This is a genomic window from Njordella calcicola (assembly GCF_056494125.1).
The window spans coordinates 1228830-1247074 of record NZ_CM151396.1 but is presented as its reverse complement, the minus strand read 5'-3'; the positions used below and the strand labels follow the sequence as shown (position 1 = coordinate 1247074).

Annotated in this window: 19 protein-coding genes; 6 read left to right on the top strand and 13 right to left on the bottom strand. The window is 51.6% G+C overall.

Features of this window, described 5'->3' with window-relative positions:
- Positions 1–113: 113 nt before the first annotated feature.
- Complete coding sequence (locus SH302x_RS04725; RefSeq protein ID WP_479367578.1) at positions 114–1652, top strand: IS1182 family transposase; 1539 nt, start codon at positions 114–116, stop codon at positions 1650–1652.
- Between the two features lie 151 nt (positions 1653–1803).
- Here the strand turns inward: SH302x_RS04725 and SH302x_RS04720 are convergent, their stop codons facing one another.
- On the bottom strand, positions 1804–2844 hold the full coding sequence (locus tag SH302x_RS04720) for an IS91 family transposase (protein WP_479369239.1): 1041 nt from the start codon (positions 2842–2844) through the stop codon (positions 1804–1806).
- Positions 2845–3084: 240 nt separating this feature from the next.
- Here SH302x_RS04720 and SH302x_RS04715 point away from each other — a divergent pair, with 240 nt between their 5' ends.
- The 4 genes from SH302x_RS04715 to SH302x_RS04700 all read left to right on the top strand — a co-directional run bounded on the left by SH302x_RS04715 (position 3085) and on the right by SH302x_RS04700 (position 6001).
- Entirely contained in the window at positions 3085–3504 is a 420-nt protein-coding gene (locus SH302x_RS04715) for a hypothetical protein (RefSeq protein WP_479367577.1), read from the top strand.
- 64 nt (positions 3505–3568) lie between these two features.
- Entirely contained in the window at positions 3569–3991 is a 423-nt protein-coding gene (locus SH302x_RS04710) for a hypothetical protein (RefSeq protein WP_479367576.1), read from the top strand.
- Positions 3988–4182, top strand: coding sequence for a helix-turn-helix transcriptional regulator (locus SH302x_RS04705; protein ID WP_479367575.1), 195 nt, complete (start codon positions 3988–3990; stop codon positions 4180–4182). Before SH302x_RS04710 ends, SH302x_RS04705 begins: the two co-directional genes overlap by 4 nt.
- Before the next feature lie 28 nt (positions 4183–4210).
- Positions 4211–6001 (top strand): alpha/beta hydrolase family protein, encoded by a 1791-nt coding sequence (locus SH302x_RS04700; protein WP_479367574.1) that lies wholly within the window; start codon positions 4211–4213, stop codon positions 5999–6001.
- Positions 6002–6098: 97 nt separating this feature from the next.
- Here the strand turns inward: SH302x_RS04700 and SH302x_RS04695 are convergent, their stop codons facing one another.
- The 12 genes from SH302x_RS04695 to SH302x_RS04640 form a co-directional block, all read right to left on the bottom strand.
- Entirely contained in the window at positions 6099–6959 is an 861-nt protein-coding gene (locus tag SH302x_RS04695) for a hypothetical protein (protein ID WP_479367573.1), read from the bottom strand.
- A 492-nt stretch (positions 6960–7451) separates the two neighbouring features.
- Positions 7452–9929, bottom strand: coding sequence for a secretin GspD/PilQ domain-containing protein (locus tag SH302x_RS04690; protein ID WP_479367572.1), 2478 nt, complete (start codon positions 9927–9929; stop codon positions 7452–7454).
- A complete protein-coding gene (locus SH302x_RS04685; protein WP_479367571.1) occupies positions 9926–10654 on the bottom strand; it encodes a tetratricopeptide repeat protein in 729 nt (242 codons plus the stop codon). Before SH302x_RS04685 ends, SH302x_RS04690 begins: the two co-directional genes overlap by 4 nt.
- Positions 10655–10909: 255 nt before the next feature.
- Positions 10910–11443: a hypothetical protein gene (locus SH302x_RS04680; RefSeq protein WP_479367570.1), complete on the bottom strand. Its 534-nt coding sequence runs from the start codon at positions 11441–11443 to the stop codon at positions 10910–10912.
- Positions 11440–12690 carry a hypothetical protein gene (locus tag SH302x_RS04675; protein WP_479367569.1) on the bottom strand — a complete coding sequence of 417 codons (1251 nt, stop codon included), beginning with the start codon at positions 12688–12690 and terminating at the stop codon, positions 11440–11442. Before SH302x_RS04675 ends, SH302x_RS04680 begins: the two co-directional genes overlap by 4 nt.
- Entirely contained in the window at positions 12687–13196 is a 510-nt protein-coding gene (locus tag SH302x_RS04670; protein ID WP_479367568.1) for a hypothetical protein, read from the bottom strand. Before SH302x_RS04670 ends, SH302x_RS04675 begins: the two co-directional genes overlap by 4 nt.
- Positions 13196–14059 (bottom strand): hypothetical protein, encoded by an 864-nt coding sequence (locus SH302x_RS04665; protein ID WP_479367567.1) that lies wholly within the window; start codon positions 14057–14059, stop codon positions 13196–13198. Before SH302x_RS04665 ends, SH302x_RS04670 begins: the two co-directional genes overlap by 1 nt.
- Positions 14047–14580 carry a hypothetical protein gene (locus SH302x_RS04660; RefSeq protein WP_479367566.1) on the bottom strand — a complete coding sequence of 178 codons (534 nt, stop codon included), beginning with the start codon at positions 14578–14580 and terminating at the stop codon, positions 14047–14049. The genes SH302x_RS04665 and SH302x_RS04660 overlap by 13 nt, the downstream gene beginning before the upstream one ends.
- A complete protein-coding gene (locus SH302x_RS04655) occupies positions 14577–14957 on the bottom strand; it encodes a type IV pilus modification PilV family protein (RefSeq protein ID WP_479367565.1) in 381 nt (126 codons plus the stop codon). Before SH302x_RS04655 ends, SH302x_RS04660 begins: the two co-directional genes overlap by 4 nt.
- Before the next feature lie 19 nt (positions 14958–14976).
- A complete protein-coding gene (locus tag SH302x_RS04650) occupies positions 14977–15420 on the bottom strand; it encodes a pilus assembly FimT family protein (protein ID WP_479367564.1) in 444 nt (147 codons plus the stop codon).
- A gap of 1 nt (position 15421) precedes the next feature.
- Positions 15422–15889, bottom strand: coding sequence for a type II secretion system major pseudopilin GspG (gene gspG / locus SH302x_RS04645; RefSeq protein ID WP_479367563.1), 468 nt, complete (start codon positions 15887–15889; stop codon positions 15422–15424).
- Positions 15873–17114 (bottom strand): type II secretion system F family protein, encoded by a 1242-nt coding sequence (locus SH302x_RS04640; protein WP_479367562.1) that lies wholly within the window; start codon positions 17112–17114, stop codon positions 15873–15875. The genes gspG and SH302x_RS04640 overlap by 17 nt, the downstream gene beginning before the upstream one ends.
- Positions 17115–17187: 73 nt before the next feature.
- Between SH302x_RS04640 and SH302x_RS04635 the strand changes: the two genes are divergently transcribed.
- Positions 17188–18243 carry a hypothetical protein gene (locus SH302x_RS04635; protein ID WP_479367561.1) on the top strand — a complete coding sequence of 352 codons (1056 nt, stop codon included), beginning with the start codon at positions 17188–17190 and terminating at the stop codon, positions 18241–18243.
- The last annotated feature ends 2 nt before the right edge of the window (positions 18244–18245 follow it).

Genomic DNA, 18245 nt, shown 5'->3' with positions numbered 1-18245 from the left:
ACCTCTAGCAAAAACAACGAAACTCGAAGAACAGGAGCAATCCCGAAAAGCAACGCTATCAAAACCCCGGGTCAAAACTAAATGCTCGTAAGTGGGTCAAATTTATCTGCTCGTTGACAGAGTGCATTCCTGTGGATCACCCCGTACGCTTGGTCGATGAGATTCTCGATCGACTGGACTGGAAACAGTGGGAAGCTGCCTACCATGGTTCCTTCGGCCAACCCCCGATTCACCCCAGCGTGATGGCCAAGATTCTGCTGTTCGCCATGATCCGGCGAATTCGAAGCAGTCGAAGTATCGAGTACCAACTCAAGCACTCCATCGATTTCATCTGGCTCACCAGCGGACGCCAAATCGATTACTCAACGATCAGCGAGTTCCGACGCAAGCACACCAAAGAACTGCGTGGAATCTTTCAGCAGATGATCAAACTGGCGATCAACCTCGGCATCGCTAATCTTTCCGAACTCTGCATTGATGGTACGCGAGTCCTTGCTGATGCTAATAAGTACAAGACATGGACCGCCGCTCGATTGGCCAAGGCCTTGGAACATCTGGATTCGCAAATTGCTCAAGCGCTAGAAACGCTGGAAAACAACGATGCATTGGATCAGGATCTCCTGGGTGAGGATGTTTCGGCCGATCGGCTTCCCGCTGCGATCAGTGATCTGAAAGCTCGTCGTGAGCAGCTTGCCGATGTGATGCGAACCGCACAAGCGATGGACGAAACTCGCAAAAAGAACGGCAGCAAGGGGCCGGCACAAATCCCCAAAACAGACACCGATGCACGCATTCTTCCGAATAAAGAAGGTGGCTATGCACCGAACTACACGCCGATGGTGACGACCGAAACTCAAGGTGGCTTGATCGTTCACTGCGATGTAATGATCGGGAATGTGGAGCACGATCAGTTGAGTATGATCTTGGACTGCGTGGCAGAAGACTTTGAAGTTGATATCGAACGAGCCATCGCAGATACAGCGTATATAAATGGCGAGAATCTTACCGCTGCCGAGTCCAAGTCGGTCGAGTTGATCGGGCCGTTGGCCGAACCCAAGTGCGCCGATAATCCTGCGATTCGCGAGGACCTCACACAACCAGTTGCTTCGGAGCGAATCAAAGACCTGCCGATCAATCCGCAGACCAAGCGATTTGACAAATTGGCCTTTGTATATGATGAAATATCGGACTGTTATTACTGCCCAGCTGGTAAGCAGTTGCCTCATCGAATGACCGAGCATACACCCTCTCGTGGTGACAAGCGGTTGCAGCGAAAGGTTTATACATGCCAAGAATGTGTGGGTTGTCCGTTGGCGGCGTTGTGCCGCAAGAACCCAGATTCCAAAGGTAGTCAGCCCAACCGCCAAGGCCGCGAGGTCATGCACGACGAACATGAAGGCGCACGTCGTCGCCAGCGGGCACGAATGAAAACTCCCGAAGCTCAAGCCGCGTACGCAAAGCGGCAGCATATAGGTGAGTTACCCTTCGCGGTGATCAAGACGATGTTCGGCCTGCGTCGCTTTCTGCTTCGAGGGCAGGAGGGAGTCAGTCAGGAATGGCGATGGGCATCGACGAGCTTTAACCTGAGCAAACTGATGAAGCACTGCTCAGCAGCCCCGGGTGTATTATCGGCCACAACATCGATTGCGTGATTGAGGACCGTAGAGCTAGAAAAGTCTCTAAAAACCATCGCAGAACGCCTCGAAACGAACTTTCAAACAGCTCCAGCGCTACTTCAACGCGTAAGATGCGGAAAAGCCAAGCGATGATGGCAAGAATTTTTAACCACACCAAAAACACGCACTAAACCAACAGCCTGCTATCGCGTTGCGGCTCATCGTTAAATGCGTTCAGCGCGGCCCGTGTCTGCTGGATGTTCGCTTTGCGGTTTTGAGCTTGGAACAAGCCTGCGTACCGAATGCGATAAACGCTTCTAGGTACAATATGCCACAGATAGCGACGCACAAACTCGCCGCCGGGCATCGATTCTTTCTCGTACTTCTCCTTACGATAATTCCACAAGCTGATCGTAACACTTTGACCGTCATCGCTGACGATCCGCTGGTCACTGATCGCCGTGCCTTGCACGTACTCCGACAAGTAGACCGCGCATTGTCGCTTAGTTGCCAGTACATCGGGAGTGAGCTGAGCATCTGCGACCCAGCTCCTGGCCGCGATCGGTGTTAACCATTCTGCCAACGATTGAGCGTCTGAAACTTCTAATTGCTCAGCAGTGGATTTTAGTAATAGCTTGCCACGTCGAAAGAGACTCTTGAGCCCTCGGATAAACTTCTTTCGAAAGACTTCCGCCAGACGCTTGGGCTGGATCGCCGGCGCATCGGAAGGGATCTCCGTCCACTGTTGGCTCTCCAGATCGATACCACCAGCGGTCATCATGACGTGGATGTGAACATGCGGCAGCATCCTTTGCCCCCACGTGTGCAGCGTCATCAAGATCCCAGGACGGCAACCAAAAGCTTCTTGGCAGGTTTCCAGAAGCGTCTTTTGCGCACACTGGAAGAACAGCTTATAGCTCTCAGCCGCATTGTCTCCGAATAGCTCAGTCAGTTCGTGTGGCGCAGTGAAGACGATGTGATAATACTTGGTATCCAGCTCCCAAGACTGGATCGTATCGAGCCATTTCTTACGCTTGAGCCAGCCGCAGTTGGGGCAATGACGATTGGAGCATGGCGAATACAGAATGCGTTTGGAATCACACTGGCCGCAGCGGAACCAACTGGAGCCATACGCACCGGAACGACATTCGAGGATCTTGTCCAGCGCATGCCGCGCATATCGTGGAATAGAATCATCGTACAAGTACGCTTTGCCATAGTGACGCAGAGCTGCAAGTACATTCTCGCTGGGTTCCCCTGGTAATCGACTTGCTCCAGAACCTAGACAATCGACGGAGTAGTTTTTCTAAAGACGGTCTTGTAGGCGGTTGTTTAACCGAGTCCTCTTGAGCACGTCAAATCTTGAGCGAGCAAAATGCCATGATTTTGCAACTGTTGCTCTTGACCCATGTAAAGCTCACTTTACAATACGAGTATCAAGCAAACTTTACACATGGAGTCCCTCAACATGCACTCAATTCCTGAAACATCGCCCAGTCCGTGGCCGGTCACCCGTGTCGGGATTAAGTCCCTGGCTTGGGGCATCTTGTTCGCCTTGGCACTCCGCGGGGTGTTTTTCATCTTCGATCACCATCAGGTTTCCCCGGCGTTTGCCGTCGCGTTGAGTCTGGCGACCCTGGGTTTGGCTTCGGTCTGCATCTTCTACTTGAGCCGTTGGGTAGGCGGGCTCGACGAGTTGCAGCGCATCATCCAGCTCAAATCACTCGCTGTTGTCTCTCCTGGATTTCTTGGAGTCGCCTTGTTTTGGGACTTGCTGCGAGTGGCAGGGGTCCACGCTGGATTCCAATGGCATTTGCGTCCGGCTGGGTTTGTCATGCTGTTCATTTACGGCTTGGCCTTTCTCTGGTTTTGGTGCAAAAGCCGGTAGGCGTGATTCTTTGCTTAAAATCGTCAGACCCATACTTCCGCACATTTTCCCCAAGGCCTTAGTCATGAAGTCAAACACATTTACTCTGCCGGAAGCCGTGCAAATGTCGTATCGCGATGCTTTCAAGCTCAACGCTTGGGCGCCAGCGGCAGTGCTGGCGGCATTTGTCTCGCGACTGCTACTACATGATCCTGATTTGACGGGAACCTTGCGCGTTTGCGTCGCATTGCTGCCGCTGTTGCCGGGAATCCTCTACGTTCGCGCGTTGTGGCGTTGGCTGCGTAGCCTTGATGAGATGCAGCGTCTGATCCAACTTGAGGCCGTCTGTTTCGCGGCACTCGCGATGTTGTTTTTAGCGCTAACCGTCGACCTGCTTCAACTGGCTGGCTTTATCTCCAAGCTGCATTTTGGCTGGGAAGGTTATTTCGCATTCACCTTTTTACTGTGGACTGTGGGGCTTGCCCGCAGCAATCGGCGTTTCCGATGAAAAACCGACTCCGAGAATTGAGAACTCAGCACGAATGGTCGCAAGGCGAATTAGCTGAAATGCTTGGCGTCTCACGGCAGACCGTCAACGCGATCGAGACGGAAAAATACGACCCCAGCTTACCCCTGGCATTCAAGATTGCGAGACTCTTCAAACAACCGATTGAAAAGATTTTTGACGACAAGAACTAAACCAAATTGAAATGAATTTGACATAACTATGAAACAAAATACCCTACGCAACCTGTCGTGGACTGTTATCTGCATCCTAATCCTAACGTTAACAAATTCGGCGCATGCTCAGCCGCCTGCGTCGCCCGCCGGACACTGGGAAGGAGAGATCTCATTGCCAGGGGTAAAACTCGCTGTCCGCATCGACTTCGAGCTAGTCGGCGACGCGTGGTCGGGCACCATTGATATTCCGGTTCAGGGTTTACGTGGATTCATGATGAGTCCGGTGACTGTAGAGGGAGCCAATGTTAGCTGCGCGATGCCCAACATTCCGGGTGATCCTAAATTCGCGGGAGAAATGACAGTCGACGGCAACACCATTTCCGGAGACTTCTCTCAGGGTGACCAAAAGTTTCGCTTCATCCTGGCCCGTAAAGAACGTACGGGCGCGAACGCCGGCGACACCCCAGCCAAAGGTGTGCCCGGTAGCGGCCTAGCTGGACATTGGCAGGGCGCACTTAAAGCCTCGCCACTAATCGAACTGCGGCTCGCACTCGAGTTCACCGAAAATGACGGCCAGTACGAGGGAGTCATGATCAGCCTGGATCAAGGGGGCACGCCCATTCCGATGATCGTCACGACTGACGACGCCAGCAACGTCAAACTAACGATCGCCAGCATCGGAGGTTCGTACGATGGCAAGTTCAATGCTGATGGTTCGGAAATCACGGGCGACTGGCAACAGGGCGGCCAGAAGCTGCCACTGGTCTTCATGCGGCTGGCGCAAGCGGCCAAGCTCAACCGCCCGCAAGAGCCAAAGAAACCCTATCCATACAAGGAAGAAGAGGTCCGTTTTGAAAACAAAGTCGCGGGCGTCACTCTTGCTGGGACGCTCACGCTCCCCTGCGGTGCGGGGCCGCACCCGGCGGTGGTGCTCATTACCGGCTCCGGCCCGCAGGATCGCGACGAGACGGTTATGGGACATCGTCCTTTCCTAGTGCTGGCCGACCATCTCACGCGACAGGGCATTGCCGTCCTGCGTTTCGACGACCGGGGCGTCGGTAGATCGACCGGCAACTTTGCCGAAGCCACGCACAATGACTTCACGGAAGATGCGCTTTCCGCCGTGGACTGGATGAAATCTCGCAAGGAAATCGATCCCGCTCGAATTGGTCTGCTGGGGCACAGCGAAGGCGGCGTTGTGGCGCCACTGGCGGCAGTGAAGCGGCCGAACGACATCGCATTTATCGTGCTGTTAGCGGGCGTAGGGGTGCCGATGGACGAACTGCTGGTCCGTCAGGGCATGGACCTCGGTCGAGTGAGGGGCCAAAGCGAAGTGGAAATCGCTAAAACTGCAGCTGTCCAACGCGAAGTGTTTTCGCTTCTGAAAGATGACGTCGACACCGCTACTGCCGAGAAACTAGTGCGCGAGGTGACGATGCGCCAAATGGCCGACTACACGCCAGAGCAGCGAGAGGCTATGGGGCTGACCGATACTGTCATCGACGGTCAGGCAAAAGTCGCGGCCACACCGTGGTTCCGGCAACTCCTCGCCTATAATCCGCGTCCCACCCTGCTCGAAGTGAAATGTCCAGTGCTGGCGATCAATGGGGAGAAAGATCTCCAGGTCGCCGCCAAAGACAACCTCGCCGGAATCCGCGACGCGCTCACCGCAGGGGGCAACACTGAAGTGCGAATCGTCGAGTTTGCCGACCTGAACCATCTCTTTCAGCACTGCACCACGGGTGCGGTAAGCGAGTATGGAGAGATAGAAGAGACCTTCTCACCCGAGGCGCTCGCCACGATTTCAAAATGGATTCGAGAACGGACCAAACTCTAATCGGCCAAGAGGAGCGGAAACGTGTCAAGGTTAACCAAGCAATTGACCAGGCGCGAGCGTTTGTCGCACCTGGTGGGAAGTGTGGATAGGGAACTCCTTATTGTTGCGTTCCCATATTTTCATCCGCGATATCTTCCAAGCTCGTAGGCGGATTCAATGCGGCATCTGGCGCGTTTTCAAAAACCGAAATATTCGGATTGTTGAACAAGATGATTTTAGGTGTGGCCGATGCGAGTTCGGTGCCTCCACTTGGTAGGTCCATTAAGCCGGCTTGCGACCAAGCCGTTGCGGACCCCATTAGAGCGCCTGGAAACGAGCAATTTGACGTATTCGTCGAAGCCAGAGTGTGATTTGCAATTGGCATTTCGATCACGACGAGATGGTTGACGGAATTTGTTGTTACACTTGTGATAAGCCCCTCTGGACCAGTTAATCTCAACTGTGGAGCGACGGGGCTGCCACCAACGTTGGTAACCCAACGAAGTTCGTAACCAACTCCACTGGCCCCAATATCGAAGTTGCCGTTTCCTCCAGATGCCGTGGAGTATATGTTTCCAATAACATATAGAAAAACCGTCATATTGGCAGGATTTGTGTTAACTGCTGTTAGACCTACACTGACATTGGAGTTTGCGATCCGCCCAGTTGAAGGATTAGGACCATTTTGAAACCCGACTGCTCCGGTAGCAAATGAGCCACTCAACAGTGCGGTACTTGGTAGATCGAGCTTAGTGGCACGTGCACTGGTCAGTGCAGTCCATTGGGTTGAGCCGTAATAGACGAAATTAGCGGCATTCAGCGATGCCGCGTCCATTGAATGAGTAAACGTGCCAGTCCAAGTCGTGGCGGTTGCGTCTCCTCCGCCGGAACACGTGAAGAGCAGATTAGTTTGAGAGTAGCCTGATGCACAAGCTGCTATCGACATCAAGGCCAGAGACACTCTTCTAAAGAATCGCATCGAGCACCTCCAAGGGAGCTAGATGGGAGAGAAAGATGCTTTACCAAGCGCACATACGCTTAGGCAAAAGACCATTTTATGGGGGCTTCAATAACAACTGTCGGCACGCTCATCTGCTTTTCCCATCGTCTTTCCACCGCTAGCAAATCCCCGTACGGACCGGTCAAATGAAATGCAGCGGCGCATCAAATTCGTAGTTCGCAACGCTCACCATAGGCGAATAACTCTTTCTGTGTACCCCAGTCGGTGTCGATCATTCGCTAACAAGATTTGATGAGGAAATAGATACTGTCAGTTAGCTCGTTCCATGGTCGCTTACGAAGGCCGAAAATCGAGTATGTCACTCGGCGAAGGACCGCTTGCGAAAAACTTCGCTACCTCGTCAAACAACAATGCGGCAGGCTGATATGTTGACATGTGTAGTCCCGTAAGATTCTATCCACATGCCCCAGGCAATAATCGTTTGACTTAAGACAGTTCTCATTTTGCACGCTATTTCATTAGCAACGGAGAACTCGCTGGATAGTTGTGACCCTCCTTGGCTCGAATGGCGTCCCCTTTGCTCAGATACAGCAAGTCCCGAAACTTGTCGTCGTCGACAATCACCGGTCGCAGAAAAACGAACAGCGTACTCTCGCTAAAGTTGTCGGTCGTCAGGCTAGTGAGTTCTCGAATCAGCGGAATCTTTTCCAAATAGGGAATCCCATTGAGTGTGCTACTTGCATTCTTCTGAGTTAAACCACCTACGATGATTGTATAGGTGTCTGGGACAGTGACTCGGGAGCTGACCTCATTGGTTTGCCTGGGCGGCGGAACGCCTGCCGAACCGGTACCAGTAAATGAGTTGAGCGTGACGATGTACTCCAAGTTCACATGACGCTCTTCACTGATCGTGGGGGTGACTGTGATGGTGGTACCTGCCTCAGCAAACCCTGCAAAGCTTGTCGTGGCGACTGTCTGCGACGCATTGACGCTTGTAAAAGGTACTTCGTTCACACTAGTTAGAGTGCCTTCCGCATTGTCATCGACCAAGATTTTGGGGGAAGAAAGGACACGTGCCCTGCGATGAGTCGTTAATGCCCTGACCACCACATCGGCGGTCGAAGGGTCAACAAGCGTTGCATTAAGACCAGGGCCTGGGTTAATTGTGAGTGCCCCAGTTACAGGATTCACCGTTGAAAGCCCATAGCTACTGAAGGCAAACAGACGTCTTGCGCCTGATCGATCGCCACCAGAAATCTCAACACCTAATGTGTAGTTGTCACTTGTGTCGACGATGATGATACGAGCTTCGATCATAACCTGTGGCCGCCGCTTATCGAGAAACTCAATAAGCTGCTCATAAGCTACCTGCACTTGCGGTTCTGCGATAATGATCAATGTGTTACTTCCAATGTCCGCTGTCACCATTGCGTTGCCAAGTGGTGATTGAATCCCGCGTTCATAGGGCAAACCGCCTGGAAAGTAAGGAAACCCCGAGGGGAAGTTACCAATTTGTCCGGTCGCGAAACCTGGCCCGCCACTTGGAAACATTCCTTGGTTGAAACCACTTGTTGTATTCTGATTGAAACCATCAATAAGCTGCTGAGAATTCGCGTTATTCTGTCCTGAGCCTCGAAAGGCGGGAGGGCTTGGCGGAATAAGACCTGGCTGAGCAGTCGCACCATTGACGAGAAACGGATTGTTTTGACCAGGAACGGCTCGGTCGTTTGTCGTTCTTGAACGATTCGAGCGATTGTTGCTGTCGGAGCCAGAGGCGAATGGGTTCAATCCAAAGCCCCCTTGCAATGTATTTAAGGTCTCAAGGATATCCTGAACTCTCACGTTGCGAATCTTATAGAACCTGATTGGGCTTTGCTGCGTCGAAGTTTCTCGTGAATCCAATTGGGGAACGATACGGTCAAGCTGTACCTTGGTGGCTTCTGTCGTGGAGATAATCAAAGAAGCTCCCTCGATGCGTGACTCGTAGCTTGGAGGTGGCGCAAGGGAATCGATCCATGATCGAATGATTGAATCTAGTTGCTGAGGCGACAAGTACTGCGGTCGGTAAGTGGCGGTAATTGTGCTCAACGGCACATCAAGTTCACTTAGAATCGCAAGCGCCGAGTCGATTTGAGCTGGCAGTCCCACGAGAATCAATTGATTCAGTCGCTCATCAGTCGCAATTTCTACTGAGGATGCGCCAGAACCAGAGTTACTCTGAGCGTCTAGTCCACCTCCAGCATTTCCACTTTCCATGCGAGCTCTGGCAGCCAATATCGCTTGCAGCTTTTCGGCAAGTACGACGACTGAAACGTGCTTGGCTTTTATGAATCGAACCGAAGATGTGAATTGCTCTGCATCTAATAATTCGATGAGTCGAGCGATCCTTCTTAAGTTGGACGCAATATCTGTTGCGATAAGTGTGCGGTTCGCTTGAACTGCAATCACATTTGCACCGGGGTTGGTCAAGAACGGTTGGATTAGCGACCGAATCTGAGCTGGATCTCCTCTTTTCAAAGAGAATACTTGAGTCACCGGTATGGCGGGCCCCGAGTTCCTAAGATCTTCGGCAGTCTGGGACGGCAACGCGACATTGGGGATTTGAGATGCCGGAACGATTCTGTACCAACCCTGCGTTTCTGTCTGAGCAATGGCCATGGAGTTGATCAGCAGTGCACTTTGAAGAACATCGAACAGGCTTTCCACTGGAATCTCACCAGGCACTTGAAGAAAGATTTGTTTTTGTCCCAGCGAATCCTCATACATGAACCGATACCCGGTCCGCTTGCTCACATATTCGACCAGCGTCGACAATGGGGTAGGGCCTGCAAAATTAACCTGCACCTGAGCTGGCGGTTGTGCCTGAGCCAGTCCCTGATGCTCACCTAGCAGTAGCGTTAGCAGAGCCAGTACAAAATGCAGCCCAGTCGTGCTCTTCAATTGCTGCTGCATCATTCCCCACGCGGATGAATTGGTGTGCCTGTTCATTGTTCGGGAATCGCTATAGGGAGAGCATGTTGGACAGGGAATTCCATAGAAGGGAATACGAATGGAGGTTCTAATCCTTCGACATTTACAGCGCCGTGCATTGATGGGAGCATAAAAGTTTGCCCGGTTGGCTCGCCAGCAGCACTTGGAGGCGGCGGAAGCACCTCTAATTGTGGCTCTCCGGAACCGGTTGACCTTGCTTCTTTGTCTTGGTTTGAGTCCATCACCGAGACACGTTCAAGCGCGTAACGCGTAGCTAGTAAATCGTTGGCCCAATGAACCCACTCTGGACGACTATCAATGAAAACGAGGTGTCTAAGCATGTTCTGAATCTCTACCGGGTCGCCGTTTTGTTTGACGTAAACACGAACGAGGTTACCCAAGGCAATGCTATTGTTTGGCTCCAACTGCAAAGCTTCAATGTACCTCGCAGCAGCCTCATCGAACCTACCTGCTTCGTCGTAGACCAGCCCTAAATTGATCAGCGGTGAAACATCACGCGGCGCGAGCGACGCTGCACGTTCGAATTCCCATGCGGCAAGATACAGCTCCCGACGCGCAAATAGAACGTTGCCTAGATTGTTGTGGGCGGCTGCAGAGTTTGGGTCCAACTCCAAAGCCTTCTGGAAATGCACTTCAGACTTATCTGGTCGTCCTTTCGCCAGATACTTAATGCCTCGCTCATTCTGAGAAGCTGCGCGATGCTTGGCTGGGCTGCGAAGCATCGTCAAACTATCCGTGTCCGTCCACGAAACGGCACTACAGCCGAGAGCTGAGAAAATAATAAGCAAAAGTAGTGATGGCAGCCATCTCATTCACTTTTGATCGCTGTGTAACAAAACGAGGCTATCAGGTAACGGGAATCACCATTGTGAGCCGCAGCCATTTACTTTCCAAGCCAGTATTTCGCGGCAGCGTCCACTTCTTAAAGACTGCTTATAGGAAGTAAACTACCAGGCTGGCAAGACCGATTGGGGGCACTACCTACTTTCCTGCTTTCGAAACGTCTGGGTTATAGTAATGTCTGCATTCCACAGCGATTCTGTTGGTGCAGAGCCTTCATCTGCCGAACGAACATCGAGTTTGGTGCAAACTGCGTTTGGTGCGACTGATTCCAGGTCTGCGATGAAGTTCAAGACGTCTCGTAATGGCACTTTGCTCAGTACCACGCTGGTGTCCATCCGCTCAAAGGCGGTTTTGCTGATCGCAGACTTTCCACGATCGGTCACACTCACGATTGCCGTTTGCGTTATGTTTGCCGCCTCGAGAGAAGGCCTGAGAAGGCTGAATCCTCGCTGGTTGCCGCTATCGGCTATCGAATCGCTCTTGGGTAGGCTTTCTTTGAGTTGCTTGATACTGCCTGCTAAGCTTTCGCAACGACGCAACTCGCTGACAGCCAGCCCAGTTCGGCTACGTACCGTGCTTGCCCACCAGAAGGCCATGCCGTTGGCCAGAGTCAGCAGGAACAGTATGGCCGCCACCCATTCGAAATGTTTTGGTAGGTATTGGTTCATGGAGCCTGCGACCCTTGCTTGAGGTTCTCAAAACGCATCGAGTATCCATCTAGCATCTGTGCTGTATTAGGCGGTGAAAATGAATACCCGCTTTCTTTCAGGGCATTGACCGTCGCTTCATAATCATCCAGTGAGGCAGCGGCACCGCTGATCTGGCGAATCAATTTCTCTTCCACTTGGATGCTGTCAACTCTAATCTTCGGATCATCAGGCAATGCCACAAGCAGAGAGACCACAGTCGGCAAAACGGAATGGATTGTGGGAATGGTGGTTAGGCTTGCTAACTCTCCTTGCAGCTTTCGATTCTCGCTTGCGAGACGACCGGGTATATCGCCGGGAAGGCGTTGCTTCGGAAACAGGTCCGTAAAGAGTGAAAGCTGCTTATCTCTGGCTGCCATCTCGGTGTGACTCAGCTGCGCAATGTGCAATAGCATGACCGCCAAAGTGGAAACCAGACTCACCATCAGGATTAACGCACAAGTCAGTAACGTTCGTGCGTAGGGCAGCCATCGTTGTTGCGTCGGACACTGACGGGAACGAAGATCGATTGACGGAGACAGATTGCCCGCAAGTATTTCCGCTGCTGCCTTGCTCGAAATATCTTCATCCTCGATGAAATGTACGTTCCCGCAATCAAGTTCATTTGCGTAGGCATCAAGCATCTTTTTGTTCCCAATCCAGTAGACGGGGATTAATGACTCATTAAGTCGAGTGCTATTAGTCACTGCTTCGTCCTGGGCGATCCAGTTCCATGCCACGACTTTCGATCCCTTAACCACTATGTGATCAACCGTCGCAGAATCGTTAAACCCATAGACGACACATTCTGGCGGCAGCCGATCGCAGGAGATCAACCAATCAATCTGAAGAGTCGCTTTTGGCGTTATGGCGGCGATCCAATGCCCCTGATCTTCATGTAACGCAACCTGTGCCTGGATCCATTCACGCTCCACTCCGATACATAGCCCCGACATGTGCTTTAGCCTGCCTCGCCGCAGATTATTCGCAACCGCAAGGTCTTCTGCGTCAAGCGGAAGGTACCGTTCCATCTCGAAAGCAAGCCTAGATTGTGATTGGCACGCTTGGGAATCTAGCTCCTCTGACGGTATGGCATAGCAATGAAAGGACTCAACAAGGATAACGCTACCGTTGCTCAAATCAATCCTGCCAGGCGGCCGGCTATTTGCTTGATGCGACTCGTTAAATTTTTTGCTAGCGTCGTGGTTTTCAGCGACCTCACTCATCATTGCAGCACCTCAATGGTGGTTAACGCTGTTGTGTCCGCTGGCTTTAAGTCAACGCTATCGGCACGTATGGCCACAAGCTGCACGGAGTTTGTTGGTGGATCAATGAAATCCCAAAGCTTCACTAATTGAACTGTGCCAGTTCCAACACGCAGGACTGCATAAGAATGCTGAGGCTCACTATCAAGCAGCGTGCCGATCAACTGACCATTGAAGCGGTAGGGAGGAACAACGGGCGTGGCGGGGGGCTGGGGCGCTGGCGACGGAGGGGCCACGGGAGTGGGCTTTTTCATCCTATGCAAACTGACGATTCCCGCTGCCACGAGTTGCTCGCGTTGTACACTCAACTTTTCTGAGACTTCTTCTGATCTTACAACCTTGCTTGTTGGCACTTCCGCAAAGGACTCGCCGGTGTCCCCAGTCATCTGGTAAACACAAAAGAGATGAGCCGCGCTGACCACCACCGTAGCAGACGCTATTGCGAGCTTGATGAGTTTTCGTTGTGCCATCACGGTGCATGAAATCCAAATTGATCGTCGACAAATCCTGACACCTGCCGACGATAGTATACTGCAGTAAATCCAAAACCTTGGTTATTTGTGTTTTCAATCCACAGCGAATAAGTGTTTGAGTTCAGCGAGCAATACTGTTGGATGAAACTAGCTTGCGTGGTGCTGAGATTACAGGCTGAAGTAAGGGCTCTAAGATCGGCAATGGACGTGTTCAATCGCAATTCGTGAAGGGGCTGCGGGGCGGTGACTCCAAACTTTGCGATCCAAAGCGCGTCCAGTGTCGAGGGCTCGCACATTCGCAGGTTCACTTTACCATCGGAGTAAAGTGTTAAGCGAGGCACCAAGGCTTGTAATTGGGCGAGAGAATCGCGAGGCGACATCACTGTACTACGCTGGAAAACCTGAGACCAATGAGTCGGCTTTTTGGGGATCACAACTTGCAGCAGAGATGACTGTGGCACTAACTCTCGAATTGCAGACCGCAACCGCGAATCATTCTCGTCAGTTGCGAGCGTATGCAGCGGCAACTTCGCGGACTCATCTTCTACTTGGGCAGAATAACGCTGCTTGCCTAGTACGACATTTAGCCTTACAACTTTCCTCCCAAGACCGTTCGAAACATCGTCGACCTGGCTTTCAAAGAAGTGTCCTGCATTCGTGAGTAATGAACGTCGCAGTGATATAACAGCCCAACGAGACTGGAGCAGTTTCTCCGCCGTAGCGGCCTTGGCATGCAATCGCAGTACTTTCGAGGCATACTGTCCACACACCAATCCGCAGACTGCCAGTAGCGTTAGCACAAAGACAAGAATTACCGCGTGTCGTTGTTTGGCAGAAGAGGCAATCGCTATCGAACGCATATAGCCCCTTCCATAATCTGCGGGGCACCTACTATTTTTAAACGAAAGCGTAGTGAATTGGGTGCGGGGCCCATCGTTTGTGGGAGAGGCTGTTCTACTCCTTGTTGGTCCAGTCGTTCAAACAAAACAGACTCTATGTCCCATAAGACTGTCTGCTCAAAGACGTCAAACTTGCCCATGGGCTGTACCGCTGATTCGCGGCGGCAAAGTCGCATTGGCAACCCATCTGATTTTAGTAGCTCATAAGTCACCAGTTGCGGACCGCTTTGCGCTGAAAACTTAGAGGCCGGGACGGACAGCATCAGCACTCCTTTCTGCATGGCAGCGCTCTGTGCTTGAGCTAAATCATTCCACAGCAACATCCGAAACGATTGCAACACATCCTCCAATCGATTGGTCTTGAGTGCACTGTTCTGACGTTGAAGTGTAGAGGTAATCCCACTGATCGCAATCAGTAGCATTGATGCGAGACTCAATGCAAGCGTGACTTCGAGCAATGTAATACCTTTGCGGATCTTCATTTTGTTATCAGTAACTGCACAGAGGACAGGATTCGGTCGTTTCTAAAATGGTCGATGATACTCACCGTTCCGATGTCAAACTTTTCAGGGCTACCGTCCCACGGCCTCCGTTGTACATGCCAATACCAATCTTTTCGTTGATTGACTTGGTGCATCTGGTCATCCTTTGGAAACCCTTCACGATACAATTGGCTTAGTAGTTCATCGAGTATCTCTATCGCAGCAGATTTTTCCATGGCAGCCGTCCGGACTTTGGTAAAGCGACCAGCGGATATCATCATTGCCGTCAGCAAGGCACCAAGCATGACCAAGCCAACCACCACTTCGATCAACGTTACACCTAGCTGACGTCCCGCTGGCGACCAACGAATTGACATTGATTGCGACAGCCTGATTCTAATGACTCTGAAGGATGGCATGGCCTGTTGCCCCCGCAACTAGCATGGTCTTCGAAACGGAACCGTCAGTGAACTTTATCTGATAGTCGCGACAACCGCCTGATAGAGGGAAGTCAACTGAGCTGACATCTTCGCCGATTCCGTTACGAAGGAAAATCGCGACCGTTGGAGGGAACGCCCATGAACGCAGCGCTGCTCCGTCCAGATCCTCGACCTTCAATAACCAACAGTTGGTACTCTTCACCGTCTGGAGGCGTACGCTTCTCGAACTATTGATGGATCGGGCATACTGATCTGCATTTAGCCACTGCTGGGTGGCTGTATCAACTCTGGCTGTCCGCAAAGGTGTCGCCAGACGCAAAGTGATGATCGAGGCGGACATTGCCAATACGGCAAGCACTGCAACTAGCTCGACTAAGGTAAACGCCTTTCGAGTCAACATTTCATGAGCCCCGACTCAGTTCCATACTAGTTATATCTTTGTCCGCGCCCGTACCGCCTTGTCGCTTGTCCGCACCAAAGCAAATGATCTCGAAAGGTTCCTTTTCGCCAGGGCTGCGGTATTCGTAGGGATGCTTCCACGGATCTTTCGGAATGAACGGAAGCAGGCCTTCGCTGAATTCGTCACTTGGCTGTGCCAGTACTTCCAATCCCTCCTCGTTGGTGGGGTATCTGTCAAACGTAGTGTAGAACGTATCTAGCGCTTGCATGAATTTGCCAATTTCGATCTTCGCCACATTCTGTTTGCTCTTGGTCAAATAGGTCCGTACGCTAATGCCCACAATTCCGGACAGCAACGCTATGATCGCAATGACCACCATCAACTCTACCAGCGTAAAGCCGGACTGGCGTGCTAAAGCAGGCCGACCGAGACTGCGTCGATTCGCAATAAAACTATTCCGATAAAACATTGCCTGACTCCAGTATGGGTAAGAGTGTCGCCAGCATTATAAATCCAACGATAAGCGATAAGCCGACAATCAAGACCGGCTCCATAATCGTCGTCAATCGATCAGCCAATGCATTCACTTGATAATCGTAGTCTTCCGCGATCCGAAAAAGCAATTCCTCAAGCTGCCCCGTATGCTGCCCTAGCGAAAACACCTGGATCAGTGCGGGCGGAATTACGCCGTTTCCAGCCAGAGCACTCCCTAACTCAACACCAGAGGAAATCTTAGCACGGGCATCGGACAAGATTTCACGCATCTTCGCGTTGGCTACCGAACTTTCTGCTATTTCCAATGCTCGGACCAACTCCACACCTGACTTCAGCAATGTCGCCGTGACCAAACAAAGCCTAGAGGCGTTTTGTTTGATGATCAGTTGCCCCAGCACAGGAATTTTGAGTAAGGTTTGGTGCCAATACATCTTACCGAGATCGGTTCGAATAAACGATAGGAAGGCTATGCCAACAAAAAGGGTGAACGTGGCCAAGTACACGCCATAGACTAACAGGAAATCACTAATCCCTTTCAGAATTGCCGTGGGCAGGGGCAGTTCACGCTGCAACTCCGCTAAGCTTGTGATAAGTGTTGGCACTACGACTGTCATGAGGAAAACCGTGACGGCAACGCTTAAGCAAAGTACAATTGCTGGGTACAGTATCGCTGACAACACACGGTTTTTCAACTTGTCTTGTCGATCGCGATAACTAGCTGCCTGAAACAGGACTGTTGGCAGTGACCCCGACTGTTCACCCACGCGTACCATCTCACAGAGGATTGTACCGAACACGTGCTGGTGACGCGCAAACGAAGATGCGAGTGACTCACCTTGCGTGATTCTTTCTCCAAGGTCGAACAAAATAGTTCGAAACGCTCCGCGGCATTGTTTGGTTGCCATCTGCACCGAATCAACCATAGGTGTTCCGACTTGGCACAACGTGGCAAGTTCCCGGATAAACCACGAGACCTGGGAGTGATGACGGCTTTTCCATGAAACAAGCGACTTGGCTGAATCTCTGACTATGGAGCCTGCGGAATCCCGGCGATCGGCGGTCGTGGCAACTGCCTTAATTGTTTCAACGGATTTGCCTTCAGCCCGCAACTGGTCACGTGCTTGCCGCGGAGAATCCGCAGCGAGCGTGCCTCGCTGTGTACGGTGTCCATCACGGACGGTATATTCAAAGATTGGCATAGCAGGGTGATGTGTAGACTTCCCAAGCAACGACAAGCTGTGGAATGTTGGAAGGCATTTGGAGGATTAATCAATGGTCAGGTCAATAGTTGCAAGAGCCTCACTGGGCATATTCGCCTTGATGTCTCCTCTGAGTATAGCATTGTTAGCGCAAGAGAATCCAGTCAACATACCAGAAACGAAAGTAGAGAAAATCGCTCCATTGCCTCTGCGATTTGAGGTAGAGACGGCTTTTTCCAATCCAGACGATGTTGCGACAATCGAACTGGGAAAAGTAGTTTGTGGATCCATTGTTGAGGCTCATCTCACGATCAAGAACCTGAGCGACAACCAAATTGAGCTGCCGAGACGGACCTTCTCATGTGGTTGTATTTCCGGGCTCCCTGATTCACTCTCAATCACCGCTAGAGGTTCCGTCTCAATCCCCATTAAGTTCGACATCCCAAGGCGAACCGAAGAAATACATCAAAATTTTGCATACTGGAACGCAACGGGTGAGCCAGTGCTTCAGGTCCACGTTCACGGCCAATCTATACTGGCGATTGAAATCAACAGTGGAAAGCCCGTGCTTGTTAGTTCGGAACGTGTGCAGCAAGTAATTGTGCCCATAACGCCACGATCGCCACTGATCGATTTGGCACAAACGCGGCTAGAGGCCTACGGGGATGAGATTGAGCAATGCAGCTTTGACCCAAAGTCCGGCGAGTTAAAGTTGCGACTGAATCCTTCCAAAGGCTTAGCATCGTCGTCAAACACGACGATCAATCTGACAATGACTAATCCGCAACAGCAGCAGTTTCAAAGTACGTTTCTAGTTCAATACACACACCGCAGTGTTGTAGCAGCAGACTCGGTTGAGTTCCGGCGCATGAATAAAAGAACTGTGATGCGGATCATCGTTCAAAGCGAGTCACTAGCGTCCTTAATTAGAAAAGGTCATCGATTATCAGTAGAGCTCGTTGATCCTACATTCAAGGAAGGCAAAGCAGAAATCGTTGGTGAGACGATTGTCGCAAATGGGCAATCAGAATGCACCATTGAAGTATTCATGCCATCTGCCTCGAGCACTCCGCCAGCTCGAGCAGTCATTTTGCACAACGAGACCCTTGTAATTGTAATTCCACTCTAACC